This is a genomic window from Streptomyces sp. NBC_00457 (genome assembly GCF_036014015.1).
In the GTDB taxonomy this organism is placed as follows: Bacteria; Actinomycetota; Actinomycetes; order Streptomycetales; family Streptomycetaceae; genus Streptomyces.
Map to the genome: position 1 here is coordinate 3,540,408 of NZ_CP107905.1, position 25,921 is coordinate 3,566,328.

At 69.7% G+C, this 25,921-nt stretch carries 24 protein-coding genes and 1 pseudogene; 11 read left to right on the top strand and 14 right to left on the bottom strand.

All coding sequences use genetic code 11. The features are described from left to right. Positions 1-76: 76 nt before the first annotated feature. From OG828_RS15915 to OG828_RS15940, 6 genes are all read left to right on the top strand, one after another. Positions 77-472 (top strand): DUF742 domain-containing protein, encoded by a 396-nt coding sequence (locus OG828_RS15915; RefSeq protein WP_210577342.1) that lies wholly within the window; start codon positions 77-79, stop codon positions 470-472. Further along, positions 453-1,028, top strand: coding sequence for a GTP-binding protein (locus OG828_RS15920; RefSeq protein WP_301984520.1), 576 nt, complete (start codon positions 453-455; stop codon positions 1,026-1,028). The genes OG828_RS15915 and OG828_RS15920 overlap by 20 nt, the downstream gene beginning before the upstream one ends. Before the next feature lie 388 nt (positions 1,029-1,416). After that, positions 1,417-4,698, top strand: coding sequence for a nitrate- and nitrite sensing domain-containing protein (locus OG828_RS15925; protein WP_328501511.1), 3,282 nt, complete (start codon positions 1,417-1,419; stop codon positions 4,696-4,698). 10 nt (positions 4,699-4,708) lie between these two features. Next, positions 4,709-5,122 (top strand): roadblock/LC7 domain-containing protein, encoded by a 414-nt coding sequence (locus OG828_RS15930; protein WP_033321188.1) that lies wholly within the window; start codon positions 4,709-4,711, stop codon positions 5,120-5,122. Positions 5,123-5,216: 94 nt separating this feature from the next. Further along, entirely contained in the window at positions 5,217-5,801 is a 585-nt protein-coding gene (locus OG828_RS15935; protein ID WP_210577338.1) for a DUF742 domain-containing protein, read from the top strand. Further along, positions 5,782-6,363, top strand: coding sequence for a GTP-binding protein (locus OG828_RS15940; protein ID WP_026243582.1), 582 nt, complete (start codon positions 5,782-5,784; stop codon positions 6,361-6,363). The genes OG828_RS15935 and OG828_RS15940 overlap by 20 nt, the downstream gene beginning before the upstream one ends. Positions 6,364-6,529: 166 nt before the next feature. Here OG828_RS15940 and OG828_RS15945 read toward each other — a convergent pair whose 3' ends face one another. Together OG828_RS15945 and OG828_RS15950 are read right to left on the bottom strand one after the other, a co-directional pair. Then, positions 6,530-6,721 (bottom strand): acyl-CoA carboxylase subunit epsilon, encoded by a 192-nt coding sequence (locus OG828_RS15945; RefSeq protein WP_328438398.1) that lies wholly within the window; start codon positions 6,719-6,721, stop codon positions 6,530-6,532. A 57-nt stretch (positions 6,722-6,778) separates the two neighbouring features. Next, a complete protein-coding gene (locus OG828_RS15950; RefSeq protein WP_328501512.1) occupies positions 6,779-8,374 on the bottom strand; it encodes an acyl-CoA carboxylase subunit beta in 1,596 nt (531 codons plus the stop codon). Between the two features lie 403 nt (positions 8,375-8,777). Between OG828_RS15950 and OG828_RS15955 the strand changes: the two genes are divergently transcribed. Next, positions 8,778-9,389, top strand: a complete 612-nt coding sequence (locus OG828_RS15955) for a YceI family protein (RefSeq protein ID WP_328501513.1) — start codon at positions 8,778-8,780, stop codon at positions 9,387-9,389. Between the two features lie 30 nt (positions 9,390-9,419). Here OG828_RS15955 and OG828_RS15960 read toward each other — a convergent pair whose 3' ends face one another. After that, positions 9,420-9,989, bottom strand: coding sequence for a YdeI/OmpD-associated family protein (locus tag OG828_RS15960; RefSeq protein ID WP_328501514.1), 570 nt, complete (start codon positions 9,987-9,989; stop codon positions 9,420-9,422). Positions 9,990-10,207: 218 nt separating this feature from the next. Here OG828_RS15960 and OG828_RS15965 point away from each other — a divergent pair, with 218 nt between their 5' ends. After that, positions 10,208-10,990 (top strand): serine protease, encoded by a 783-nt coding sequence (locus tag OG828_RS15965; RefSeq protein WP_328356365.1) that lies wholly within the window; start codon positions 10,208-10,210, stop codon positions 10,988-10,990. 137 nt (positions 10,991-11,127) lie between these two features. On the opposite strand, the gene OG828_RS15970 is transcribed toward OG828_RS15965, so the two are convergent. The 7 genes and pseudogenes from OG828_RS15970 to OG828_RS15995 form a co-directional block, all read right to left on the bottom strand. Next, complete coding sequence (locus OG828_RS15970) at positions 11,128-12,477, bottom strand: hypothetical protein (RefSeq protein WP_328501515.1); 1,350 nt, start codon at positions 12,475-12,477, stop codon at positions 11,128-11,130. Positions 12,478-12,569: 92 nt separating this feature from the next. Beyond that, entirely contained in the window at positions 12,570-12,956 is a 387-nt protein-coding gene (locus OG828_RS49545) for a hypothetical protein (protein WP_443062404.1), read from the bottom strand. 9 nt (positions 12,957-12,965) lie between these two features. Next, a complete protein-coding gene (locus OG828_RS15975) occupies positions 12,966-14,576 on the bottom strand; it encodes a carbohydrate binding domain-containing protein (protein WP_443062405.1) in 1,611 nt (536 codons plus the stop codon). A 41-nt stretch (positions 14,577-14,617) separates the two neighbouring features. After that, positions 14,618-14,770: pseudogene (locus tag OG828_RS15980) on the bottom strand (ATP-binding protein); the annotation flags it as partial. Between the two features lie 140 nt (positions 14,771-14,910). Continuing rightward, positions 14,911-16,398 carry an AAA family ATPase gene (locus OG828_RS15985; RefSeq protein ID WP_328438402.1) on the bottom strand — a complete coding sequence of 496 codons (1,488 nt, stop codon included), beginning with the start codon at positions 16,396-16,398 and terminating at the stop codon, positions 14,911-14,913. Positions 16,399-16,490: 92 nt separating this feature from the next. Continuing rightward, positions 16,491-18,095, bottom strand: coding sequence for a citramalate synthase (gene cimA / locus OG828_RS15990; RefSeq protein ID WP_328501516.1), 1,605 nt, complete (start codon positions 18,093-18,095; stop codon positions 16,491-16,493). A 324-nt stretch (positions 18,096-18,419) separates the two neighbouring features. Next, positions 18,420-18,980 carry a hypothetical protein gene (locus OG828_RS15995; RefSeq protein WP_328501517.1) on the bottom strand — a complete coding sequence of 187 codons (561 nt, stop codon included), beginning with the start codon at positions 18,978-18,980 and terminating at the stop codon, positions 18,420-18,422. A 122-nt stretch (positions 18,981-19,102) separates the two neighbouring features. On the opposite strand from OG828_RS15995, the gene OG828_RS16000 reads away from it, so the two are divergent. Then, complete coding sequence (locus tag OG828_RS16000) at positions 19,103-20,236, top strand: serine hydrolase domain-containing protein (RefSeq protein WP_328501518.1); 1,134 nt, start codon at positions 19,103-19,105, stop codon at positions 20,234-20,236. Between the two features lie 62 nt (positions 20,237-20,298). On the opposite strand, the gene OG828_RS16005 is transcribed toward OG828_RS16000, so the two are convergent. Then, positions 20,299-21,387 carry a branched-chain amino acid aminotransferase gene (locus OG828_RS16005; RefSeq protein ID WP_328356384.1) on the bottom strand — a complete coding sequence of 363 codons (1,089 nt, stop codon included), beginning with the start codon at positions 21,385-21,387 and terminating at the stop codon, positions 20,299-20,301. 239 nt (positions 21,388-21,626) lie between these two features. Further along, positions 21,627-22,670, bottom strand: a complete 1,044-nt coding sequence (locus OG828_RS16010) for a 3-isopropylmalate dehydrogenase (protein WP_328356387.1) — start codon at positions 22,668-22,670, stop codon at positions 21,627-21,629. Positions 22,671-22,812: 142 nt separating this feature from the next. Here OG828_RS16010 and OG828_RS16015 point away from each other — a divergent pair, with 142 nt between their 5' ends. Further along, complete coding sequence (locus OG828_RS16015) at positions 22,813-24,381, top strand: purple acid phosphatase family protein (RefSeq protein WP_328501519.1); 1,569 nt, start codon at positions 22,813-22,815, stop codon at positions 24,379-24,381. Positions 24,382-24,452: 71 nt separating this feature from the next. Here OG828_RS16015 and OG828_RS16020 read toward each other — a convergent pair whose 3' ends face one another. Continuing rightward, on the bottom strand, positions 24,453-24,584 hold the full coding sequence (locus OG828_RS16020; RefSeq protein WP_301984497.1) for a hypothetical protein: 132 nt from the start codon (positions 24,582-24,584) through the stop codon (positions 24,453-24,455). A gap of 287 nt (positions 24,585-24,871) precedes the next feature. Here OG828_RS16020 and OG828_RS16025 point away from each other — a divergent pair, with 287 nt between their 5' ends. After that, positions 24,872-25,078 (top strand): DUF5988 family protein, encoded by a 207-nt coding sequence (locus OG828_RS16025; RefSeq protein WP_328356395.1) that lies wholly within the window; start codon positions 24,872-24,874, stop codon positions 25,076-25,078. Position 25,079: 1 nt separating this feature from the next. Here OG828_RS16025 and OG828_RS16030 read toward each other — a convergent pair whose 3' ends face one another. Further along, the gene (locus OG828_RS16030; RefSeq protein WP_328501520.1) at positions 25,080-25,907 is read right to left on the bottom strand and encodes an alpha/beta fold hydrolase; all 828 of its coding nucleotides are present in this window, start codon (positions 25,905-25,907) and stop codon (positions 25,080-25,082) included. Between the last annotated feature and the right edge of the window lie 14 nt (positions 25,908-25,921).

Below are 25,921 nucleotides of genomic sequence, written 5' to 3' on the forward strand. Positions count from 1 at the left end.
CCGGCCGACACAATCCCCCCACCGGCCACCGTTTGACGGCACGACTGACCGACTTGCTGTCCCGCCCGGAGGATTCATGACCCCGCCCACCGCCTCTCATGATCCGTACGCGGAGCCGTACGGGGACGAAGGCGACGAGCCGCTGGTACGTCCTTACGCGATGACCGGCGGCCGTACCAGGCCGCGCTACCAGCTCGCCATCGAGGCCCTGATCAGCACCACGGCCGACCCGGCGGCGCTCATGGGACTCCTCCCGGAGCACCAGCGCATCTGCCATCTGTGCCGTGAGGTGAAGTCGGTCGCCGAGGTGTCGGCTCTCCTCGCCATGCCGCTCGGCGTGGCGCGGATCCTCGTCGCCGACCTCGCCGAGGCCGGCCTCGTCGCCATCCATCAGCCGGGCGGCGACGAGAGCACCGGCGCGCCCGATGTGACACTGCTCGAAAGGGTGCTCAGTGGACTTCGCAAGCTCTGACGGAGGTCGGGCCACCACCTCCGCGAAGATCGTGGTGGCCGGCGGCTTCGGCGTCGGCAAGACGACGTTCGTCGGCGCCGTCTCCGAGATCAACCCGCTGCGCACCGAGGCCGTGATGACGTCCGCGAGCGCGGGCATCGACGACCTCACCCACACCGGGGACAAGACCACCACCACGGTGGCCATGGACTTCGGCCGCATCACGCTGGACCGGGACCTGATCCTGTACCTGTTCGGTACGCCCGGTCAGGACCGGTTCTGGTTCATGTGGGACGACCTGGTGCGCGGCGCCATCGGTGCCGTGGTCCTGGTGGACACCCGGCGCCTGGCGGACTGCTTCCCGGCGGTGGACTACTTCGAGAACAGCGGTCTGCCGTTCGTCGTCGCGCTCAACGGCTTCGACGGACACCAGCCGTACGCTCCCGAAGAGGTGCGCGAGGCGCTGCAGATCGGTCCGGACGCTCCGATCATCACGACGGACGCCCGACACCGGTCGGATGCCAAGAGTGCCCTGATCACGCTGGTCGAGCACGCTCTCATGGCTCGTCTGAGGTAGCGCTAACGTCACATTCAAGTCGGAAGCGCCATACGGCAGTTGTCGTAGATGTCCCGGAGCCGACTGTGTCCTTTGACACGGTCGGCCACGGTGTTCATAACGTTTCGGCAGAGGAATCGGGTGGTACCGCCACGCGTCGCGGTCGACTCGTGTCGCTGCGCACACGAAGGCCCCGTCATTTGACGGGGCTCGCTCTTTATGACCGTTTTATCTGGGGCTTACATCGCTTGTAATGATCACTTTCCACTGTTTGGAAGAGCGCACGGCCACGTGCTGGAATGCCTGAACTGCCCAATAGTCAAAGACGTACTCATCAGTCGATGACGAACAGGGCTCTGAGACACTGCGGCACAACGAAGGTGCCGACCGCCGAGAGGTTGTTGGTCGAGTGAGGCGAAGCAAGAACGGTCCCGAGCCGTCGTCGGCGCGGGGCAACTTCACCCCGCCGCCGCGCGGAGCGGCGCCCGCCCATGTACCCGGATCGGAGCCAACGGCCGCGCCGGCTCCGAGCGGCGGCCGTTTCTCCCCACGCAACTGGCGCGTGCCGACCCGGCTGAACGCGATCCTGCTCATACCCGTGGTGGTCGGCCTGGTCATGGGCGGCTTCCAGGTGAAGAGCTCGATCGACACCTGGCAGGAGGCCGAGGACGCGGAGAACACCGCGCGCCTGGTCCGGGCCTCCCTGAACTACGCCGACGCGCTCTACGTCGAGCGTGACACCACCGCCGCGCCCCTGCTGAAGGGCAGCGCACAGAGCGCCGAGGACAAGGCGACCGTCACCAAGCTGCGCGCGGCCACGGACAAGGCCGCCGACGCCTTCGACGAAGCGGCCCAGAGCATGCCGTCCAAGCCCGGCCTGGAGCGCCGCCTGAAGCTGTTCCGCGACGAGGAGCCGAAGCTCGCCAAGCTGCGCGCGGCCGCGTACACGAGCAAGCTGACCGGCGTGCAGACCGAAGAGGGCTACGTCGAGGTCGCGCACCCCCTCACCGAGTTCGCCAACGAGCTCGGTCTGGGCACCGGCAACATCACCAGCTACGGCCGGACCGTCTACGCCATCGAGCTCACCAAGGCGGCCCTGTCGCTGCAGCGCTCCATCGGCATGCACCTGCTGATCAAGCCCGGCCCGGACGCCGCGGGCTTCGGCAAGCAGCGCGTCGCCCTCTCCTCGTACGCGTACCTGGAAGGCATCGCCGTCGAGGAGTACATCGGCGGTGGCACCGAGGCGGACGCGCAGAAGCTCGAGGACGCCGAGGCGAAGATCAAGACCGAGGGTGCGGCGATGGCCAAGCAGGCCGCCGCCGACGCCGCCGCGCAGGGCGAGAAGTACGTACCGCCGCCGTCGAACCCGACCGACATGGTCTCGGCGATCGCGACGATGGAGGGCATGGACCCCTCCGTCCGTGAGGCGCTCGGTGAGAAGGGCATCACCGCCCAGAACTGGTGGGCGGTCAACACCCTCAAGTACAACGCCTACCAGCAGATCGAGAACGACCTGGCCGACACCGCGGTGAGCGAGGCCGCGACGATCGCCGACAACGCCAAGCGGGACGCCTTCATCGTGGGTGCCGCCGTCGTGGTCGCCCTGCTCGCCGCGTTCATCCTGGCCGGCATGGTGGCCCGCCAGATGTCCCGCTCGATGCGCCAGCTGCGCAACGCCGCCTTCGGCATCGCCGAGCAGCGCCTGCCGATGCTGGTCGACCAGCTCTCGCGCACCGACCCCGGCCGCGTCGACACCCGGGTCGCGCCGATCCCGATCAACTCGACCGACGAGATCGGCGAGGTCGCCCGCGCCTTCGACCAGGTCCACCGCGAGGCGGTCCGGCTGGCCGCCGAACAGGCCCTGCTGCGGGGCAACATCAACGCGATCTTCACCAACCTGTCGCGCCGTAACCAGTCGCTGATCGAGGGCCAGCTGACCCTGATCACCGACCTGGAGAACAACGAGGCCGACCCGGACCAGCTGGAGAACCTCTTCAAGCTGGACCACCTCGCGACCCGTATGCGCCGCAACGGCGAGAACCTCCTGGTCCTCGCCGGCGAGGAGCCCGGCCGCCGCTGGGACCAGCCGGTCCCGCTGGTCGACGTGCTGCGCGCCGCCTCCTCCGAGGTGGAGCAGTACGAGCGCATCGAGCTCTCCGGCGTCCCGGAGGCCGAGATCCACGGCCGCGCCGTGACCGACCTCGTGCACCTGCTGGCCGAGCTCCTGGAGAACGCCACCACGTTCTCCTCCCCGCAGACCAAGGTCCGCGTCACCGCGACCCGGCTGCCCGACGGCCGCGTGATGATCGAGATCCACGACAAGGGCATCGGCCTCACCGCCGAGGACTTCGCGGACATCAACCACAAGCTGGCCAACCCGCCGACCGTGGACGCCGCGATCTCCCAGCGCATGGGCCTGTTCGTGGTCGGCCGGCTGTCCGACCGGCACGGCATCCGGGTCCAGCTGCGCCCCTCCGGCGAGCAGGCCGGTACGACGTCCCTGGTCATGCTGCCCGACGCGATCACCCACGGTGGTGGCGGCGACTACCAGACGGCCCCGGACGAGTTCACGGTCTCCCAGATCATCCCGGAGCGCAGCTTCCAGGGTGAGGACTTCAACCGCCAGCCGCTGCGTACGGCCGCGGAGCTCGGCTTCGACGACAGCCGCTACTCCGAGGTCCCGGACGACATACGCGAGCTGGATCCCGTAGGCCGCTCCCTGATGCGCGAGGAGCGCCGGGCGGCCCTGGAGTCCCAGAGTCCGCAGAACCCGGGCCAGCAGCCCGCACAGGACGCTTCCGCCCCCTCGTACGCCGACGCCTTCGACGACCTGCAGCAGCCCTACGAGGGCGGCCAGGGCGGCTACCCCGAGCAGCCCGGCGGGTACGACCAGCAGACGGCGTACGACGAGCGGCAGCAGACGCCGTACGAGGAGCAGCAGCGTCCGGCGTACGACGAGCCGTACTACGCGCCGAACGGGGGCCTGCCGCAGAGCGACACGTTCTCGTCCAACGGCGGCTACCCCGAGCCCTCCTATCCGGAGCCGGTCCAGGAGGACCACTCGGCGCCCCGCGGCTCCGCGCCGGAGACGTTCGCGGCCTTCGAGGAGCGCCGCTACCAGGACGACTGGCCGCAGCAGAACGACTACCAGAACGGCTACGGGTCCGAGTACGCTCCGGAAACGGAGTCCACGCAGGCCGCTGACGCGAGTGAAAGCGACCACGTAGGCTTCGACCGTCCGGGACCGGCCCCCTCCGCGTCTCACGAGCTGACCGACGCCGGACTGCCCCGCCGCGGATCCACCCCCGCGAACGGCAACGGCTCGCGGCCCGTGAACCAGGAGCAGCCGGCCTCCGCACCGGAAAGCAACGGCAGCGGCAATGGCGACTGGCGCTCGGCGAACGACGCGCGCTGGCAGCAGGCCGCACAGCTCCGCAAGCCCAAGGCGGGCGGAGTGACCGCCTCCGGCCTGCCGCGGCGGGTACCCAAGGCCAACCTGGTCGAAGGCACCGCCGAAGCGACCCCTCAGGGTGGCCCACAGGTCTCCCGCGCTCCCGAGGACGTCCGGGGCAGGCTGAGCAACCTGCGCCGCGGTGTCCAGCGGGGCCGCAGCGCGGGAAGTGAAACGAACGGCCAGGCCACTAGGAATCAACACAGTGGTCCTGACAGCACCTACAACCAGGAGCGTTAGTGTGAGCCCGATGAGCCAGGCGGCGCAGAACCTGAACTGGTTGATCACCAACTTCGTGGACAACACCCCCGGGGTGTCGCACACGGTGGTGGTCTCCGCCGACGGACTCCTTCTGGCGATGTCCGAAGGCTTTCCGCGCGACCGCGCCGACCAGCTCGCGGCGGTCGCCTCCGGTCTGACCTCACTGACCGCCGGTGCCTCGCGCATCTTCGAGGGCGGCAGTGTGAACCAGACGGTTGTGGAGATGGAGCGGGGATTCCTGTTCATCATGTCCATCTCCGACGGTTCGTCGCTCGCAGTACTTGCACACCCGGAGGCGGACATCGGCCTCGTCGGGTACGAGATGGCGCTTCTGGTGGACCGTGCCGGTACGGTCCTCACCCCTGATCTGCGTGCGGAGCTCCAAGGGAGCCTTCTCAACTAACAGTCAGACGGTGCGTTTTGGCGTCCCGTGGCCGTAAGGTTTCGGGACGCGGCTCCACAGTGATGGGTGCCAGGCACAGTCGGAGGAGGAGAAAGTGGCAACACCCCCAGGCGGTTCGTCTTCGGGCAACTGGTCATACGGCCCTGCCCAGGGCCCGGGTCAGGACGACGGGTCGGCGAACCGGTACAACTTCCCCTCCGCACCGAGCCAGCGGCGGCAACCGTACGCGCCTCAGGGTCCGCAGGGTCCCGGGCCGTACGACCAGCCGCATCAGCCCCGCATCCAACCGGTGCAGCCGCAGCGACGCTCCCCTGAGCCGGCGCCCGCCGGGGCGACGAGCAACCCCCTGGTGCGCCCGTACGCCATGACCGGCGGCCGGACGCGCCCGCGCTACCAGCTCGCCATCGAGGCACTGGTGCACACCACCGCGCAGCCGCATCAGATGCAGGGCCAGCTGCCCGAGCATCAGCGGATCTGCAACCTCTGCCGAGAGATCAAGTCGGTGGCCGAGGTCTCGGCTCTCCTCACGATCCCCCTCGGCGTGGCCAGGATCCTCGTCGCCGACTTGGCGGAGGCGGGCCTGGTCGCCATCCATCAGCCCGGCGGCGACGAGAACGCCGGCGGCCAGCCAGACGTGACACTGCTCGAAAGGGTGCTCAGTGGACTTCGCAAGCTCTAGCGGAGGGCCTTCCCGCTCCACCACGTCCGCGAAGATCGTGGTGGCTGGCGGCTTCGGCGTGGGCAAGACCACGTTCGTCGGCGCCGTCTCGGAGATCAACCCGCTGCGCACGGAGGCCGTCATGACGTCTGCTTCGGCAGGCATCGACGACCTCACCCACACCGGGGACAAGACGACCACGACGGTCGCCATGGACTTCGGCCGCATCACCCTGGACCAGGACCTCATCCTGTACCTGTTCGGCACCCCCGGTCAGGACCGGTTCTGGTTCATGTGGGACGACCTGGTGCGCGGTGCCATCGGCGCGGTCGTCCTGGTCGACACCCGCCGTCTCGCCGACTGCTTCCCCGCGGTCGACTACTTCGAGAACAGCGGACTCCCGTTCGTCATCGCCCTCAACGGCTTCGACGGACAGCAGCCGTACAACCCGGACGAGGTCCGTGAGGCCCTCCAGATCGGCCCCGACACCCCGATCATCACGACGGACGCCCGCCACCGGGCTGACGCGAAGTCGACGCTGATCACGCTTGTGGAGCATGCGCTGATGGCGCGACTGCGCTAGCCGCGCGGTGCAGGTGCACGAAGGGGGCGCCCTCTCCGTTTGGAGAGGGCGCCCCCTTTTGGCGTGCTGCGTGCGGCTACTGGGCTGCCCCTGCGGGTAGTTGGCCGCCTGCGGGCCGTTTGTGGCTTGTCGCGCAGTTCCCCGCGCCCCTTCGGGGGCGCTGGTGTCAGCGCCAGCTGTGTGGGGCCCGGAAGCCGGGCTCGCGTTCCAGGCGGCGCCAGCCTGCCCTGGCGCGGCCTCGGTGGGTCGGCTCGGTGGGCGGCTGGGCGGCGGCGCGGGCGAGGAGGATGGCCGTGATGGCGGCGACTTCCTCGGGCTCGGCGTGGCCCTTCTCGACGCGGATGTCAGGGGTGTTCATAGGTCTCAGTCTCCGTGAGAGAGGTTTCCGCGCGGGTAGCGCAGAGGGTCCGCTGGGTTACTGCGGAGGGTTGCCGTGCTTGCGGGAGGGCAGGTCTGCGTGCTTGGTGTGCAGCATCGCCAGGGACTTGATCAGGACCTCGCGGGTTTCCGCGGGGTCGATCACGTCGTCGACCAGACCGCGCTCGGCCGCGTAATACGGGTGCATCAGTTCGGACTTGTACTCCTTGACCATCCGCGCCCGCATCGCCTCGGGGTCCGGGGCCTCGGCGATCTGCCGGCGGAAGATGACGTTGGCCGCGCCTTCCGCGCCCATCACCGCGATCTCGTTCGTCGGCCAGGCGTACGTCAGGTCGGCACCGATGGACTGGCTGTCCATGACGATGTACGCACCTCCGTAGGCCTTGCGCAGGATCAGCGAGATCCGCGGCACGGTCGCGTTGCAGTAGGCGTAGAGCAGCTTCGCTCCGTGCCGGATGATCCCGCCGTGTTCCTGGTCGACACCGGGGAGGAACCCGGGGACGTCGAGGAAAGTGACGATCGGGATATTAAAAGCGTCACACATCTGGACAAAGCGCGCAGCTTTTTCCGAAGCCTCGATGTCGAGGACCCCGGCGAGCGTCTGCGGCTGGTTGGCGATGATGCCGACGACCTGGCCGTCGAGCCGGGCCAGCGCGCAGATGATGTTGCGGGCCCAGCGCTCGTGGACCTCCAGGAAGTCGCCGTCGTCGACGATCTCCTCGATCACCTTGGCCATGTCGTACGGCCGGTTGCCGTCCGCCGGGACCAGGTCGAGGAGGACCTCGCTGCGGCGGTCCAGGGCGTCCGTGGAGTCCACCCGGGGCGGGTTCTCGCGGTTGTTCTGCGGGAGCATCGACAGGAGGTAGCGGACCTCGGCAAGGCACGTCTCCTCGTCGTCGTAGGCGAAGTGGCAGACGCCGGAGGTCTCCGCGTGTACGTCCGCGCCGCCGAGGCCGTTCTGGGTGATCTCCTCGCCGGTGACCGCCTTGACCACGTCCGGGCCGGTGATGAACATCTGGCTGGTCTCGCGGACCATGAACACGAAGTCGGTCAGCGCCGGGCTGTAGGCCGCGCCGCCCGCGCACGGGCCCAGCATCACCGAGATCTGCGGGATCACCCCGGACGCCTTGGTGTTGCGCTGGAAGATGCCGCCGTACCCGGCAAGCGCCGAGACGCCCTCCTGGATACGGGCCCCCGCACCGTCGTTGAGGGACACCAGCGGCGCGCCGGCCGCGATGGCCATGTCCATGATCTTGTGGATCTTCGTGGCGTGGGCCTCGCCCAGCGCGCCGCCGAAGATGCGGAAGTCATGGGCGTAGACGAAGACCGTGCGGCCCTCCACCGTGCCCCAGCCGGTGATCACACCGTCCGTGTACGGCTTCTTGCCCTCCAGACCGAACCCGGTCGCCCGGTGCCGGCGCAGCTGCTCGACCTCCCGGAAGGAACCCTCGTCGAGCAGCAGCTCGATGCGCTCCCGGGCGGTCAGCTTGCCCTTGGCGTGCTGCGCCGTCGTCGCCTTCTCGCTCGGCCCGGCCACCGCCTGCGCGCGGATCTCGTGCAGCTCGGCCACGCGCCCGCGGGCGTCGGTCGGCTCGCTCGTGGACTCACCCGGCGCCTCATCCAAAACGGTCATGTAGCGACCTTACGAAGGACAGCAAGGAAAGAGGGCCGTCGACTCCGTACAGTCTCCGGCCTGTTTTCCTGGTACCCCTGAACAGAACCACGACGGCATGCAGCCTTTCCGACTGGTCAGAGGGGATCCGGCTTGTAGGGGTCGCACAAAGTCGTCAGCCGAGAGCCACCTCACATTCACGTGGGGCACATGCCATCGCCGGAGTGAAACTCGAGCGTGGTTCGACGGCCGGTCGAGGGTACCCGAGGTGACCGCTCGACTCCGTTTCAAGAACATGGCGCGGAAGACGTTGAAGCTCGAACGGAATAGGTCTACGGTCGGCCGTGTTGAGCTCGTTGAATGTTCAACATCACCGGCCGTGGTCTCCGCCCGGAGCCGCGACCCGTCCCCTTTGGAGCAGATCATGGGCATCTTCGGCCGCAAGGAAGACACCACCGAGACCGCCGCTGCCGAGTCCGCCTCGGCGGCGCCCGACCTGGCCGCCCTGACCGGCGACTACACCATCGACCCGTCGCACTCCTCGATCGGGTTCGTCGCCCGCCACGCCATGGTCACGAACGTCAAGGGCAAATTCCTCGACTTCACCGGCTCGCTGCACCTGGACGGCACCGACCCGGCGCAGTCCACCGCCACCATCGACGTCAAGATGGACAGCGTCGACACGGGTTCCGCGGACCGTGACGGGCACCTGAAGAGCTCCGACTTCTTCAAGATCGAGGAGTTCCCGACGATGACCTTCCGCTCCACCAAGGCGGAGGCCCTCGGCGCCGAGGACTACCGGATCACCGGCGACCTGAGCATCCTCGGTGTCACCAAGCCGCTCACCATCGACCTGGAGTTCAACGGCGCCGCGAAGGACCCCTTCGGCAACGAGCGCGTGGGCTTCGAGGGCAAGGCGGAGATCAAGCGCTCCGAGTGGGGCCTGACCTGGAACGCGGCGCTGGAGACCGGCGGCGTCCTGGTCTCCGACAAGATCAAGCTGAACTTCGACATCTCGGCGATCAAGAACGCGTGACGCTCCGCGACAGCGCCGGTGAGCCTCGGCTCACCGGCGCTTCGTCAACTCCCGGATGATTGCGGCCACTTGATCCGCCCGGCGCTGCGGGGTCCGGGCGCGCAGGAGGCCCAGCATGACCTGGTAGCGGTCGGTCCTGCCCAGCTTCTCGAAGGCCGCCCTGGCGCGGTGGTTCTCGTCCAGGGCCGCAGCCAGTTCCGCCGGGACCGTCGCCTCCTTCTGCGACTCGTACGCCGCCTCCCAACGCCCGTCCGCCTTGGCCACGTTCACTTCCGCAAGTCCCGCGGGGCGCATCCGGCCGGCGTCGGTCAGCTCCGCCACCCGCCGCACGTTGACCATCGACCAGAGGCTGCCCGGCCTGCGCGGAGTGATCCGCTGGAGGAAGTACGACTCGTCGAGCGCCCTGCGCTGACCCGTGATCCAGCCGTGGCAGAGAGCCACGTCATTGACGTCGGCGGCGGTGACGGAGGGGATGCCCGAGCCCTTCTTCGCGACCTTCACCCACAGGCCGGGGTGCGGCGCCGGGTGGGCGGTGAGCCAGGCGTCCAGGTCGGCGACGGACGCGAAGGGGCGGGGCTGCGGCTCGTCGGGAGACGTCATGGGGAAACCGTAGGCGCGCCCTCTGTGCCGCGTCGTCACCGTCGCGATCACGCCACGAAGGAACTAGGTGGTTGGCCGGTTTTCGGTCCTTGTGCACGCGCTCACAGCGTCCACATAATCCAGCAACCAGGAATTGACCGGTCCATGCCAGAAGCTTCATGTCGGCCATGAAGCGGCGTCGGCCGGTCGATTGCCAACCCCCCACGGAAGGCGTCACGTTGAAGACTCTCCTCAAAGCCCTCAAGAGATGCGCGGTCGCCGGTGCGGCCGTGCTCGCGGTCGTCAGCCTTCAGCCCGTGTCCTCGGCGCAGGCCGCCCCCGCGCCCGTCGTCGGCGGAACCCGCGCCGCGCAGGGCGAGTTCCCGTTCATGGTCCGGCTCTCCATGGGCTGTGGCGGCGCGCTCTACACCCAGCAGATCGTGCTCACCGCCGCGCACTGCGTGAGCTCGACCGGCCCCAACACCAGCATCACCGCCACCGCCGGCGTCGTGGACCTCCAGTCCACCTCCGGCCGCGTCCAGGTCCGCTCGACCTACGTCTACCGGGCCCCCGGCTACAACGGCACCGGCAAGGACTGGGCCCTCATCAAGCTCGCCCAGCCGATCAACCTGCCGACGCTGAAGATCGCCACGACCAACCAGTACAACACCGGCACCTTCACCGTCGCCGGCTGGGGCGCCGCCAGCGAGGGCGGCGGCCAGCAGCGGTACATGCTCAAGGCGACCGTGCCGTTCGTCAGTGACGCCACGTGCCGGACCTACAGCGGGTACAGCGGCCTCGTCGCGAACGAGGAGATCTGCGCGGGGTTCGCCTCCGGCGGGGTCGACACGTGCCAGGGTGACTCCGGTGGGCCCATGTTCCGCCGTGACGCGTCCAACGCGTGGGTTCAGGTCGGCATAGTCAGCTGGGGCATCGGGTGTGCCCGGCCGAACGCGCCGGGTGTCTACACCGAGGTGTCCACTTTCGCCTCCGCGATCGCCTCGGCGGCGTCCTCGCTCTGAGTTTCCTGTCTCGTACGGCTTGATGGGCCCCGGCGCGGACGTGTGCGCCGGGGCCCTTGTCGGTCGGCTGCGGGTGCGTTGTGGCTGGTCGCGCAGTTCCCCGCGCCCCTTCGGGGCGCTGCCCCACCGAGCGTCTTTTAGAACCCTCCGCCGAAGTCCCCGCCTCCCCCGAAGTCGCCTCCGCCGAAGCCGCCGCTGAAGTCGTCCGTGTTGAAGTCGGCGCCGGAGACGTCGCCGCCCTCGTAGCCGCCGGTGCCGAAGTCGCCGTAGCCGGAGCCGTAGTCGGCCGCGTAGGCGGGGGTGGCCATCATGGAGCCGAGCATGGTGCCGATCAGGAGGCCGGGCAGGATGCCGCCGCCGAAGTAGCCGCCCGCCCAGGGGCCGTACGCCGGGCCCGCCTCCCAGTACGGGCGGCGGCCGGAGTCGGTGTCCACCTCGCGGACCAGCGGATCGCGGCCGTCGGCCAGCCGGGACCGGTCGGCCGCGCAGACGGGCACCTCGCGGGGTGCGCCGCCGGACGGCGTCCAGGTCTCGTCTGCGACGGACGGACCGTGCCGCGGATCGAAGAAGCAGGGCGGACGGCGTTCGGGCAGCGGGCTCTTCTCCCGCCTCGCCGCCAGCCGGGCCAGCGCGAAGCGGCCGTCCTCCAGGGACTGTGTGACGGCACGGACGTGCTCGGGTTTCTCGGCCTCCGCCATGTGCGTCTTCGCCTTGTCGTAGGCGTCGAGCGCGTGCTCGTAGTCCTCCCGCATGGCGTCGTCCGCGCCGGGCTCGCCCGGATGGAAGTCGAGGCGGTCCAGTTCCTCGCCGAAGGCGGTGATGTCCTCGTCGACGACGACCCGCAGCTTCTCCAGCGCGGCCCGCTGCTCCTCCTCGTGCCGACGCCGGTTGCGGCGGACGATCGTGTACGCGCCCGCGCCGCCGGCCGCCAGCACCGCGCCGATCGTGATCAGCCCGGCGACCGGCACGCCGTCGTCGGTGCCGGTGGAGCCCCAGGAGGACGGGGCCGAGCCGCCCATGTTGGCCAGGGCCCGGTCGGTGAAGGCGGTGAGCTGGCTCTGGGTGGTCGGCTCGTCCTGCACGCTGGTGACGAGGTTCCGCACGGCGTCGTTCGAGAGCACGGACGAATCGGCCCGGGCCTGGAAGTCGTCACCCAGGCGGATCGCGTAGGCGCCCGTGATGCCCGTCGCGGTGCGCAGGTTCTCGAAGAGGTTCTCGGTGGGTTGGTCGGCGGGCAGAACCGCCACGAACAGCGGCTTGTCCGCGTCCTTGATCTGCTCGGCGAGCGCGTCCGCGTCCGACGTCGACAGCTGCGCGGAGGCGGCCGGGTCGACGTAGACGGGGCTCTCCTTGAGTGCTTCGGCTACGGCCGAGACGCTCGTGGCCGCGGAGGCGCGCGGGGCGTTCGCCGCTACGACGGTCAGCGCGGCGAGCGCCAGGGCGATCAGCAGTCCGATGAAGCCTCGGCGCGGTATCGCGACCTTCATACTGTCGAAAGTACCTGAAAGACCCGTGGATCGGGCGTCTCCGTCGGTGGGAGATGCGGGCCGCGCACCGCATCTCCCACCCGGCCCGTACCTCAGGCCTCCCGGTAGGCCGCCGTCAGTTTCTGCACGGCCGCCGCATAGCGTCCCGTCGTCAGGAGGTGATCGGCGTCGGCGAACGGCTTCGCCACCGCCGCCGTCATCTTCGTGCCGCTCCTCTCCTGGACGATCAGCCGCGCCTTGCCGACGATCGCGCGGCCGGCCTCCGTCGACCCGGCCTTCTCCGCCAGCGCCGCGGCGATCCCGAGCGCCTTCAGCGTGGCCGCCCCGCCCTGCGGGACCTTCGTCAGCGTGGTCAGGCCCCAGCCGTACGGGAACTGCGGGTCGTACGCCGAGTCGCCGACGTTGATCGGCAGCTGCGCCTGCGACTTCGGCCAGGTCACGGGAAGCTGCCCGGTGAACGGGCGCCTGCCGTACAGCACGTCCGCCACCTACTCGGTGCCGCCGTCGCCGACGAAGTGCTTGGCGGTGGCGAGCACCTTGTCGTTCCGGTCCAGGTCCCGTCCGTCCGCACGGCCCTGGAGACCCTGGATGACCGTCTCCATGGACTCGACGAGGGCGGGGTCCTCGCCGAAGGACTCGTAGGAGCGGCCCCAGCGTTCGTCGCGGGTGACGCAGAGGCAGGGCGCGAAGTCCCACGGGATGCCGGTGGCCCGGACCTCGGCGGCGGTCACCGCGCCCGCCTTGTGAGCGAGCCCGGGATCGCGGCTCGCTCCGATGCCGATGTTGTGCGGCATGATCGTCGCGCCGACCAGGTTGTTGTGGCCGTGCACCGCGTCGACGCCGTAGATCAGCGGGATCTGGAAGCGGGTCGCCTGGGCCCGCAGCTGGAAGCCGTCGATCATCTTCGCCCAGGCCTCGGGGGTGTTGGGCGTCGGCGTCGAGCCGCCGCCGGAGAGCAGCGAGCCGAGGTCGTACGCCGCGATGTCACCCGGCGCGGTGAGCGCTCCGCGTTCGGCCTGGGTCATCTGACCGGCCTTCTCGGCCAGGGTCATGCGGGAGAGGAGATCGGCGACGCGCCTCTTCAGCGGCAGCTTGGTGTTCAGGTAGGGCAGTCCGTGCGCGTCGACCACGACCTGCGGTGTCTCGGCCGGGGCCTTGGCACCGGTGACCGTCAGCTTCAACGGGACCGTCTCCGCGGACTCGGCGGACCGGTCCTTGAGAGTGGGGACCTGGACGGTGCGGGTCGTGCCGGAGGCGGTGCCGGCGGGGAAGGTGATCGTGCCGGTGACCGGGGTGTAGTCCTTGCCGGGGGTCGCGGTACCGCCCGCCGTCTCGTAGACGACGGTCACGGGTTCGTCGATCGGAGCGGACCCGGTGGTGACGACGGAGATCTTCACGCCCGCCGTGCCGCCCTCCCCTACCGGGTACACGGCGGCGCCGGTCGTGACGGACGCGCGCAGCGACTGATCCGCCTTGCCGTAGAGCTCGACGCCGTCCATGGCGAAGTCGCTCTTGACGCCGACCGGGAGCGTGACGGCGTAGCCCCACATCTCGGTGAGGCCGAGGACCTGGTCGATGCCGCCGACGGGCTGGTAGTCCGTGCGATACGTGAAGTCGGTGAAGGGGATCTCGATCTGTTTCCAGCCACTGAAGTCGTCCGTGAAAGAGGTCGTCCACAGCTCGGAGGCCTCGCCGTTGGCGCCGCCGTCCTTGAGTTCGAAGGCGATCTTCTTGCCGTTGTTCCGGCCGTCCCACCAGAAGCGGATGCCCTTGCCGGCCGACCAGTCGTGGGCCGGCTTGTCGAAGGCGAAGTTGTGGGTGAAGCCGCCGTAGCCGCTGATGTCGTAGCTGCCGGCCAGGACCTTCTCGCCCTCGGGGGCGTCTGATCTCGGGCTGAGCTGGAGGGCGGGCGGGTCGTCGGTGTCGCTGCCCCAGGTGAAGAGGCCCTCTGCGGGCGGGCTCGCGAAGGGGACCTCGCCCTCGAAGCGGTCGACGGGGACGGGAGTGGGTTCATCGGCGCCGGCCGCCGCGCTCGCGGCGGTCAGCGGCAGCAATCCGGTCAGCAGGGCGGCGGAGACGAGCAGGGCGGTTCGTCGCATGGAACGCACAGAGCTTCCCCCTTGGCTCTCTTGGTCCACACTTACCTCACGGCGTGAGTGAACTGGTGCCCCAGAGAGCCGTCAAGGCACCCGGCCACCCTGAACTCGCACCAGACGACTTTGCCCGGATCCCGCTCCCTCACGCCCCACTTGTCGGCCAGCGCGGCCACGAGCAGCAGGCCGCGGCCGTGTTCCAAGTACACCGGCCCCAACCTCACCGTGACACCAGAACCTTGGGCCGCGTTCCTTGGGCTCGCGCGGCAGGACAGGCACGTGTAGGAAGAGGGGGAAACCGCGCCCCGCCCCAGCCACAGGAGCGGCCTCCCATGACTCGTCACTCCCCTCCGTACAGCCGCCCCAGATCCACCAGCACCACATCACCGGCCGCGTCCGCCGACGCCCTCAGGTCGTCGGTGAAGCCGGCGCCGCTGTAGCAGGCCAGGCGTACCGCCGAGGTGTCCTGGCCGCGCCCTGCGAGCAGGGACTTGATGTGGCGGAGCCGGTCGAGGTGGCCGGTGCCCATGACGCGGTCCCATTTCGCTTCCCCGAGGGAGAGCAGCACGCCGTTGTCCTGGCCCACCGCCCCGCGCACCACGACGTCGACCTCGTGGCTGGTGCGGGTGTGCGGGTCGGCGACCGTGCCGTACGAGACGTCGATCGGCATCCCGCCGAAGGTCTCCGGCGCGGCGAAGTGCAGTACCCAGTCACGGCAGACCTGCTCGAAGTGCGGGCCCACGACGCCCGACTGAAAACGGCTCTGTGCGCTGCGCCAGACCTGTTCGGCCAACCCCCGGTCGAGGAGCGGGAGTCTGGGCCGCGCGATGGCGTGGTCGAAGGCGATCAGTGGTTCGCCGACCCGGTAGACGCTCCGGTTGCGGCGGAAGGCGTCCACTTCTCGTCGTACGAGACCGCAGTCCTGGAGGACGGTCAGCGGGTGGGTGATGTCGCTGGTCGGCCGTTCCAGGCAGCCGGCGATGCCGCCGGCTGTCGCGTTTCCGGTGGCCAGGGCGGCGAGGACGGAGTGGTACAGGGCCCGGTCTCGGAGATCGGACTCGTCGGCGAGGAGGTATCGGGCCTCGCGGTAGAGAGGTGAGCGTGGGGAGAGCGCTGTACGGCAGACCCAGGCGTCGAAGTCGGCGAGGCCGTCCGGGACGTCGTCGCGGACGAACTCCCTGCGGTAGGCGGGCGTACCGCCGACGACGCTGTGGACGAGCAGCGCGAGGCGGTGATCCGTGATGCCCCAGAATGCTGCCGCCTGCCGGAAGTCCAATGGTTGGACGACGAGTTCGAGTCCCGCGCGGCCCCGCAGCGGCGACGTACCGCTGAGCAGCTTGCCCATGAAGGAGAGCGAACTGCCGCACAGCAGCAGCCTGGTCCGCGACCGCAGGCGTTCGGGGCGGCGCGGCCCGTAGGCGACTTGGACGATGGAGGGCAGGGACGGCGTCGCGCGGGCGAGGTAGGGGAACTCGTCGAGGACCACGGGCACGGGGCGGTCCCGGCCGAGCGCGAGGAGAGCGTCGACGGCGTGCTCCCACCGGTCGAACCGCATGGGCGCCACGGCACCGGTGTACTGCGCGAGTTCCTCGCCGAAGCGCCTCAGGGACTCCGCTTCGGTGGCCTCGTACGCGCAGAAGTAGAAACCGCCGGCTGCCCGTGCCAACGAGTCGAGCAGGAAGGACTTGCCCTGACGGCGACGCCCGGACACCACGGCCATCGTGGCTTCCGGGCCGTCATCCGCGGCGAACGCCGTCAGTTCGCTCCACTCCCAGTCGCGGGCGAACATGTCCGGCGGCTTGGCGAGAGCGACGGGCTTACGCGGCATGAGTGACCTCCGGGTCTCACGCTAGAGGAACCGCACTTCCGGGAAGTACGTTTCCCTGAACGAGCGCCAGGACCGGATGGTCACCGCCCAACTCACTCGGCGGGCTCGACCCCCGCCCGCAGCAGCCCATACGCGTACGCGTCCTCCAGCGCCTGCCAGGACGCGGCGATGACGTTCTCGCCGACGCCCACTGTCGACCACTCGCCCTCGCCGTCGGAGGTGGCGATGAGGACGCGGGTCGTGGACTGGGTGCCGTGCTTGCCTTCGAGGATGCGGACCTTGTAGTCGACGAGCTCGAGGTTGGCGAGCTGCGGGTAGATCTTCTCCAGGGCGACGCGCAGGGCGCGGTCCAGGGCGTTGACGGGGCCGTTGCCCTCGGCGGTGGCGACGATGCGCTCGCCCTTGGCGAAGAGCTTGACGGTGGCCTCGTTGGCGTGGGTGCCGTCGGGGCGGTCCTCGACGATCGCGCGCCAGGACTCGACCTCGAAGTACTTCAGCGGCCTGCCCTCGACCTCGGCACGCAGCAGCAGTTCGAAGGACGCGTCGGCCGCTTCGTACGTGTAGCCCTTGAGCTCGCGCTCCTTCACCCGCTCGACGACCCGGCCGACCAGCTCACGGTCGTCGCCGAGGTCGACGCCGAGTTCCTTGCCCTTGAGCTCGATGGAGGCGCGGCCCGCCATGTCGGAGACCAGCATGCGCATGGTGTTGCCGACCTGCTCGGGGTCGATGTGCTGGTACAGGTCGGGGTCGACCTTGATCGCGGAGGCGTGCAGTCCGGCCTTGTGCGCGAAGGCGGAGACGCCGACGTAGGGCTGGTGGGTGGAGGGGGTGAGGTTCACGACCTCGGCGATCGCGTGCGAGATCCGGGTCATCTCGCGCAGGTGGCCGTCGGGGAGGACCTTCTTGCCGTACTTCAGCTCCAGGGCGGCGACGACGGGGAAGAGGTTGGCGTTGCCGACGCGCTCGCCGTAGCCGTTCGCCGTGCACTGCACATGCGTGGCGCCCGCGTCCACCGCCGCGAGGGTATTGGCGACCGCGCATCCCGTGTCGTCCTGGGCGTGGATGCCGAGCCGGGCGCCCGTGTCGGCCAGGACCGTGGAGACGACCGCCTGGACCTGCGCCGGGAGCATGCCGCCGTTGGTGTCGCAGAGGATCACGACGTCGGCGCCGGCCTCCGACGCCGTACGGACGACGGCCTTGGCGTACTCGGGGTTGGCGCGGTAGCCGTCGAAGAAGTGCTCGCAGTCGACGAAGACGCGGCGGCCCTGCTCCTTCAGGAAGGAGACCGTGTCGCGGACCATCTCCAGGTTCTCGTCGAGCGTGGTGCGCAGCGCGAGTTCGACGTGCCGGTCATGGGACTTGGCGACCAGCGTGATCACCGGGGCGCCGGACTCCAGCAGCGCCCTGACCTGGTGGTCCTCGCTCGCCTTGCCGCCCGCGCGCCGGGTGGCGCCGAAGGCGACCAGCTGGGCGTGCTGGAAGGCGATCTCCGCCTGCGCCCGTGCGAAGAACTCCGTGTCCCGCGGGTTGGCGCCGGGCCAGCCGCCCTCGATGAAGCCCACGCCGAAGTCGTCCAGGTGCCGCGCGATGGCCAGCTTGTCCGCGACGGTGAGGTTGATGCCCTCCCGCTGCGCGCCGTCGCGCAGGGTGGTGTCGAAGACGTGGAACGAGTCGTCGAGCTCGCTGGTTTCCGTCATGGTGTGTTGGCTCCTGATGAGGGGATCTCGGTCGTTACCGGAATGACCGGCTCCACCGTCCTCCAATGATCCCTCGCGCTGCGCTCCCGGCTGTAGGTGGGCCAGAAAAGCGAAAAACCCCTCGCGGGTGCGAGAGGTCTGCGCGCGGGTCGAGGACGACGGTGTCCGCCCGTACCTGGTCGTACGTGGCGGTCACTGCGGACCGGCGCGCCTGCTGCCAATAATCGTGGCGAACGAGAGCACGGGGGCAGTCTGGCACAGCTTTCCCCCGCGCTCACCGTCCGTCTCAGGATGCGAACAGTCGGTTGATCAGGGCGCCAAATCTCAGTGCGCCTCGGTGACGTCGTAGGCGGTCCGCGACTGTCCTATCTCCTCGTCGTCGGTGACACCGCCGCTCGCCAGGGCCCCGCCGAGGAGGGCGGTCAGGAGCACGGCTGCGGCGACCGGCGCCCACCGCAGTGGCCGCGGACGCCGGAGCGGCACGGCCTCCATCGGTTCGCTCCGGGCCGGCGGCGTCACCACCAGGGGGCGCTCAGTGGGGCGCCCTGCGTCCACCGCAGCAAGCCCGACGAAACCACCCGCGTCCACCGCGGCACCCGCATCCACCGAGCCGCACGCGATGCGGCTGCGCGCGTCGACCCACGCCTCGGCCTCCGTCCCGCGCAGCCCGCACGCCGACACGAACGCGGCGACGAGTTCGGCGCGGGGCAGCCGTTCGCGGCCCAGCATGGTCGCCGCCGTGGAGTACGGGAGGGTGTGGCCCGCGTCCGCCGCACGGCGTTCCAGCCGGCGGTAGCTCAGGCCCGACCAGGCCTTGAGGCGGCGCAGTGCGGCGACGAAGGCGGCGGCGTCGGTGTCGGGCGGTGTGGGCGGTGCGGTGGTCATCGTGATTCCCCCCTGGTGAGCTGGACGTACACAGACTCGCACAAGCTCGAACGCCCTGGCAGCTTGAGCAACGGCGAACGCGGCGGTCAACCTCGGTGCGGATTCCCGCCGTTGGAGGTCACATGGGTCCGTCTCACCGCTCCCGCTCCCGCCGCCGCCTCGCCGGTGCGGCCGCCGCCGTACTGGCGCTGCTGCTGCTCGGCGCTCCCCCGGCCGAGTCACGGCCGCCGCACGACGTCGACCCGGTCGCCGACTTCGTCCACCGCACCTGGCCCAAGGGCGCCGGCGGCACCGTGCTCGCCGCACACGGTGACGAACTCGCGTACTGCGCCGGGTTCGGCACGTCGGACCGCGCCGCCGGCACCCCCGCGAGCTGCCGCACGGTGTACGACGTCGGGTCGGTCACCAAGCAGTTCACGGCGGCCGCGATCGTGAAACTGGAGGCGATGGGCCGGCTCCGGGTGAGCGACCGCATCAGCCGGTACCTCGGGCCGGTGCCGGACGACAAGCGCGCCATCACGATCGAGCACCTGCTCACCCACACATCGGGCCTGGTCGAGGGGCTCGGCGACGACTACGACCCGCTCTCCCGCGACGAACTGGTGCGCGGGGCGCTGGCGTCGAAGCTCCGGTCGGCGCCGGGAGCGGAGTTCTCCTATTCCAACACCGGGTACAGCCTGCTCGCCGCGATCGTCGAGAAGGCGTCCGGGGAGGGCTACGAGCCGTTCCTGGCCCGGCATCTGTTCGCCCCGGCCGGCATGACCCGGACCGGGTACGTCCTGCCCCGGTGGCCACGGCAGCTGGTCGCCGTGGAGTACGACAGCGCGGGCCGGAGCCAGGGCAGGCCCTTCGACCACCCCTGGGCCGCCGATGGGCCGTACTGGAACCTGCGCGGCAACGGCGGCATGCTCTCCACCGCGGGCGACATGCTCCGCTGGCACCGCGCTCTGCTGGGCGACGAGATCCTGCCTGCGCGGGCCAGGAACAAGCTGTTCGAGCCACGCGTGCCGGAGCCGGACTCGGACGACTCGTACGGCTACGGCTGGACCATCAGCGACACCCCCGACGGCCCGCTGGCCTGGCACGACGGCGGCAACGACTGGTCACTGGCGCTGCTCGGCCGCTCCCTGCGCGACGGCGTCCTCGTCTTCTGGGTGAGCAACCACGCCTACCGGGACGGGAAGTGGAACCTCGACGACCGGGCAGGAGAGCTGACCCAGGGCATCCTCGACCGGGTGCGGGACGGGAGTTCCTGAGAACGCGAGGACCCGCCCCGGACAGGAGCGTCCAGGGCGGGTCTGCGTCCGCGGGTGGGCGCTCAGCTCAGCGGATGCATCCAGCCGTGCTTGTCCTCCGTGACACCCCGCTGGATGTCCAGCAGCGCCTGACGGAGCTTCAGCGTGACCTCGCCCGGCTCGCCGCCCGACTGCTGCCACTCGGCGCCCTCGCGCTTGACGGTGCCGACGGGGGTGATGACGGCGGCGGTGCCGCAGGCGAAGACCTCGGTGAGGGTGCCGTTCTCGGCGTCGCGCTGCCACTGGTCGATGGAGACGCGGCCCTCCTCGGAGGAGTAGCCGAGGTCACGGGCGACGGCGAGCAGGGAGTCGCGGGTGACGCCCTCGAGGATGGAACCGGTCAGGGCGGGCGTGACGATCCGGTCGCCGTACACGAAGTACAGGTTCATGCCGCCGAGTTCCTCGATCCACTTGTGCTCGACGGCGTCGAGGTAGCAGACCTGGTCGCAGCCCTTGGCTGCGGCTTCCGCCTGGGCGAGGAGGGAGGCCGCGTAGTTGCCGCCGGTCTTGGCGTCGCCCATGCCGCCGGGGACGGCGCGGACGCGGTCCTCGGAGAGCCAGATGGAGACCGGCTTCACGCCGCCGGGGAAGTAGGCGCCCGCGGGAGAAGCGATGACCAGGAAGAGGTACTCGCCGGCCGGCTTCACGCCCAGCCCGACCTCGGAGGCGATCATGAACGGCCGCAGATACAGGGACTCCTCGCCGCCGTGCGCCGGAACCCAGGCCTCGTCCTGCTTCACCAGCGCGCCGCACGCCTCGATGAACGTCTCGACCGGCAGCTCGGGCATGCCGAGGCGGCGGGCGGACGCCTGGAAGCGCTTGGCGTTCTTGTCCGGGCGGAACATGGCCACGGAGCCGTCGGGCTGGCGGTAGGCCTTCAGTCCCTCGAAGATCTCCTGCGCGTAGTGCAGGACCATGGTGGCCGGGTCGAGGGAGAGCGGCGCGTACGGGACGAGCTGGCCGTCGTGCCAGCCGCGGCCCGCTGTCCACTTGATGACCACCATGTGGTCGGTGAAGTGGCGGCCGAACCCGGGGTTGGCCAGGATCGCCGCACGCTCCGCGTCGGAGAGTGGCGAGGCCGAGGGCTTGAGCTCGATCGTGGGCGTCGTCATGAGTTGTCCTTCACCGGTTGTGTGTGACGGGCCGCGCTCACGCCAGTACTGCCAGTGGCCAGTGCTAGGACGTCCGAGCATTCCCTCATACCGCGGCTCCGCGTTCGATTATCGCAAGCGCGGGCCGTGGAAGAAATCGGCGTGAATGCGACCCAGGGGATGATGGTGACACCCGGCGGGGACATAGGAAAAGCCGCCGGGTACTTGAGAGACCCGGCGGCTTGTTGTAGCGCGGCGGGTCAGCCGGCTACTCGTACCGCGAGCGCGTCGCCGATCTCGGCGGTGCTGCGGGCGGGCTGGCCGGTGCGCTCGGCCAGGTCGACGGAGACCGCCTCGTCGATACGGGCGGCCTCGGCCTCGTAGCCGAGGTGGCGCAGGAGCAGGGCGACGGACAGGACCGTGGCGGTGGGGTCGGCCTTGCCCTGGCCTGCGATGTCGGGCGCGGAACCGTGGACCGGCTCGAACATCGAGGGGAACTCGCCGGACGGGTTGATGTTCCCGCTCGCGGCGACGCCGATGCCGCCGGAGACGGCCGCGGCGAGGTCGGTGATGATGTCGCCGAAGAGGTTGTCGGTGACGATGACGTCGAACCGCTCGGGCTGGGTGACCAGGTAGATGGTCGCCGCGTCGACGTGCATGTACTCGGTGGTGACCTCGGGGAACTCCTCGGCCACCTTGTTGAAGATGTTCGTCCACAGGTGACCCGCGAAAGTCAGCACGTTGTTCTTGTGGATCAGCGCGAGCTTCTTGCGGGGACGGGCCTGGGCGCGGGCGAACGCGTCGCGCACCACGCGCTCGACACCGAAGGCCGTGTTCACGGAGACCTCGGTGGCGACCTCGTGCTCGGTGCCCTTGCGGATGGTGCCGCCGTTGCCGGTGTACGGGCCTTCGGTGCCCTCGCGGACGACGACGAAGTCGATGGACGGCTCACCCTTCAACGGCGTGTCCACACCCGGAAGCAGCTTCGACGGCCGCAGGTTGACGTGGTGGTCGAAGAGGAAGCGGAGCTTCAGCAGGAAGCCGCGCTCCAGCACGCCGGACGGGACCGACGGGTCGCCGATGGCGCCGAGCAGGATGGCGTCGTGCTTCTTCAGGGCGTCCACGTCCGCGTCGGTGAGGGTCTCACCGGTGGCGTGATAGCGCTTGGCGCCGAAGTCGTACTCCTTGGTCTCCAGCTTCACATCCTGCGGGAGGACGGCGGAGAGGACCTTCAGGCCCTCGGCCACGACCTCCTGGCCGATGCCGTCACCGGGGATCACTGCGAGATTGAGGCTGCGAGACATATCGGCACCCTACCTCTCGTCCCATGGGATGACACAAGGCGTCCGAGATACGGACAGCCAGCCCGGCGGCAACACCACGGCGTCGACCTGCGTTCACCCGTACGTGTGGCGGGTGTTGGGCTTCGCTGGGAAGTTCACAGCCATGGACCTTCCCGACTTCGGTATTCCGCCGCAGCTCGCGCGCCGGATGAGTATGGCCGAGCAGCACGAGTACCTGCGCACCAGACTGACCCGCCGCCGCACGCTGGTGACGGCGGGCGCGGTGGCGGGCGGACTGCTCACCGGATGCTCGGAATCGGGAACGACGACGACCAAGCCGTCCCCCTCCGCCACGAACTCCCCCACCGCCAAGGTCCCCGGCTCGGTCGTCACCCCCTTCGGCCGCCATCTCGCCTTCGGCGCCGACCCGAAGACGCAGATGCGGATCTCCTGGCAGGTCCCGGCCGCGGTCAAGAAGCCGTACGTCCGGATCGGCACCCGGCCCGAGGAGCTGAGCCGGAAGATCGAGGCCGAGGTGCGCGATCTGCACACCCCTGAACTCCAGGGCGTGCGCCCGGCGTTCGAGCAGTACTACGTGCACGCGGCCCTGGACGGCCTGCGCCCCGGCACCACCTACTACTACGGCGTCGGCCATGACGGCTTCGACCCGGCCGCCCCGGACCGCCGCTCGACGATCAGCTCCTTCCGTACGGCGCCGGCGACCCCCAAGACCTTCGTCTTCACCGCGTTCGGCGACCAGGGCGTGGGCAAGGACGCGGCAGCCAACGACCATGTACTGCTCCGCCAGGACCCCGCCTTCCATCTGCACGCCGGCGACATCTGCTACGCGAACGTCAACGGCCGGGGCAAGGAGTCCGACTCCTACGACCCCGGACAGTGGGACCTGTTCCTCAAGCAGACGGAGACGGTGGCCAGATCGGTGCCGTGGATGGTGACCACCGGCAACCACGACATGGAGGCCTGGTACTCGCCGGACGGCTACGGCGGCCAGTCGGCCCGCTTCTCCCTCCCGGAAAACGGCTTCGACCCGCGCACCGCCCCGGGCGTGTACGCGTTCACCTACGGAAACGTCGGTGTGGTCGCGCTGGACGCGAACGACGTGTCGTACGAGATCCCGGCCAACCTCGGCTACACGGACGGCCTGCAGACCAAGTGGCTGGACGAGAAGCTGCGTGAGCTGCGGTCGTCCCCGGCCATCGACTTCATCGTCGTCTTCTTCCACCACTGCGCGTACTCCACGTCGACCCACGCCTCCGACGGCGGCGTACGCGCCGAGTGGCTGCCGCTGTTCGCGCGGCACGAGGTGGACCTGGTGATCAACGGACACAACCATGTCTACGAGCGGACGGACGCCATCAAGAACGGCGAGGTCGGCAAGCCGGTACCGATCGGCGAGTCGACCGATCCGACGCGGGACGGGATCGTGTACGTCACCGCGGGCGGCGGCGGCAAGGATCTGTACGGCTTCCCGGTCGGCGCGGACGAGAGCTACGAGGGCCACGTCCGCGAGCGCGAGTCGGTGACGACCTTCCAGTGGACCAGGTCACGGCTCGCCAAGACGGAGACCGTGGAGTGGTCACGGGTGCGCTACCGGGGCTTCTCCTTCCTCTCGGTGGAGGCGGAGAGCGGTGCGACGCCCCGGCTGAAGGTGTCGGCGCTGGCGCAGAGCGGCGAACGCATCGACCATTTCGAGGTGCGGCGCGGAGCGTAAGGCTCCGCACCGCACCCCGTACGGGCGCGGCTCCCGGTATGGGGGTTTCTCTGTGCGGCAGGCTCCGGCTCTCAGTGGCCGGTCGCGCCGCCGTTGTCCCTGCGGTCGAGGGCGCGCTGGAGGGCGGCGGCCGCGTTCTTGCGGTCGGACTCGCTCGTGCGGGAGAGGTGACGGACTCGACGGCGGGCGGTCGTCTCGGCCATGAGAAATCGACTCCTTCGAATGATCCTGGAGTTCGGGCAGGGGTTACGAGACGCCGGGTGGGGCGGGGAGCGGTGGCCGCAGGGGTTGCCTGCACGGGGCCCGGCTCACGTCCGCCATTCGCTTGATCGAGCGAGACGTTCGGCTCCTACAAAGTTAAGGGAGGACGGAGCGTCTGTCTCCACAATTACTCGGACTTCCTACTATCTGAGACAGCGGATTACGTCACACGACTGATCCTTCTCGCGGCGTGCGACTTCGTCCCACTGCAGCGGGAACCCGTGACCTCATGAGTGACACGGCCAAGGCACTGCTCGCGGGCGGCCCCGACGATCTGCCCGAGCGGATCGTCCCGGCCCCGGCCCCGGGGACAGACGTGAAGATCAAGTTGCGCGGTGGGTACGAGCACTTCCGGGCGACCGAGCGGCACGAGGAGACGACGGAGGGCCGGCTGCCCGTGTACGAGTGGTGGGAGCGGACGGAGATCGCCGAGTAGCTCACCGCAGCGCCGGCACGACCGCCTCCCGGAAGCCCTTCGGGTCCTCCACCCACGGCAGATGCCCGGCCTCCGGCAGGGTCACCCGGCGGACGTCCGTCAGGGCCCGCTCCAGGGAGTCGACGGCTGAGCGCGGGCGAATGTCCTGGGCGCCGTCGACGATGAGGACGGGCAGGTCCAGGGCGCGGCAGTCGTCGTACAGCTGAGGGGCGCCCCAGGTGCGCCGGCTCTCGGCGTTCAGGGCCGTTTCGCACTCGGTGTTGACGCCGAACCAGGGGTCGGCCATCCGCCCGGCATGCTCCAGCGCCCGCCCACGGTCCTCGAACTCGACGGACCACTGGAGCACCGCACGCTCCCGGTCGTCCTTCGGCAAGTCCTGCCAACGGGACAGCCGTTCGGGATCCTCACCGAGCCGCGCGAGGAAGTTCTCCTTGTAGGGGCCGTGCCAGTCCGACTCCGGCACGATGCCCGTACCGCTGACGTAGATGAGCGCGTCGACCCGCTCCGGACGCTCCAGCGCATAGCTCAACGCCAGCTGCGCGCCCCAGGAATGGCCGAGCAGCGCCATCCGGTCGAGGCCGTAGTGCCGTCGTACGGCGTCCAGGTCCGCCACGAAACGCTCGGTCGTCCAGGGGCCCGCGCACCGCTCCGAGCGCCCGCAGCCGCGCTGGTCCCAGCGCACGACCGTGGCCGTGTCGGCGAGCAGGGCGGCCACGTCCTCGAACATGTCCCACAGGCCGGGCCCGCCGTGGCACAGCACCAGCGGCTCGCCTCGGCCCGACCGGCTCGCCCACAGGCGTACGCCGTCGTCCGTCGTGACGGTCTCCATGGGTGTCCAGTGTG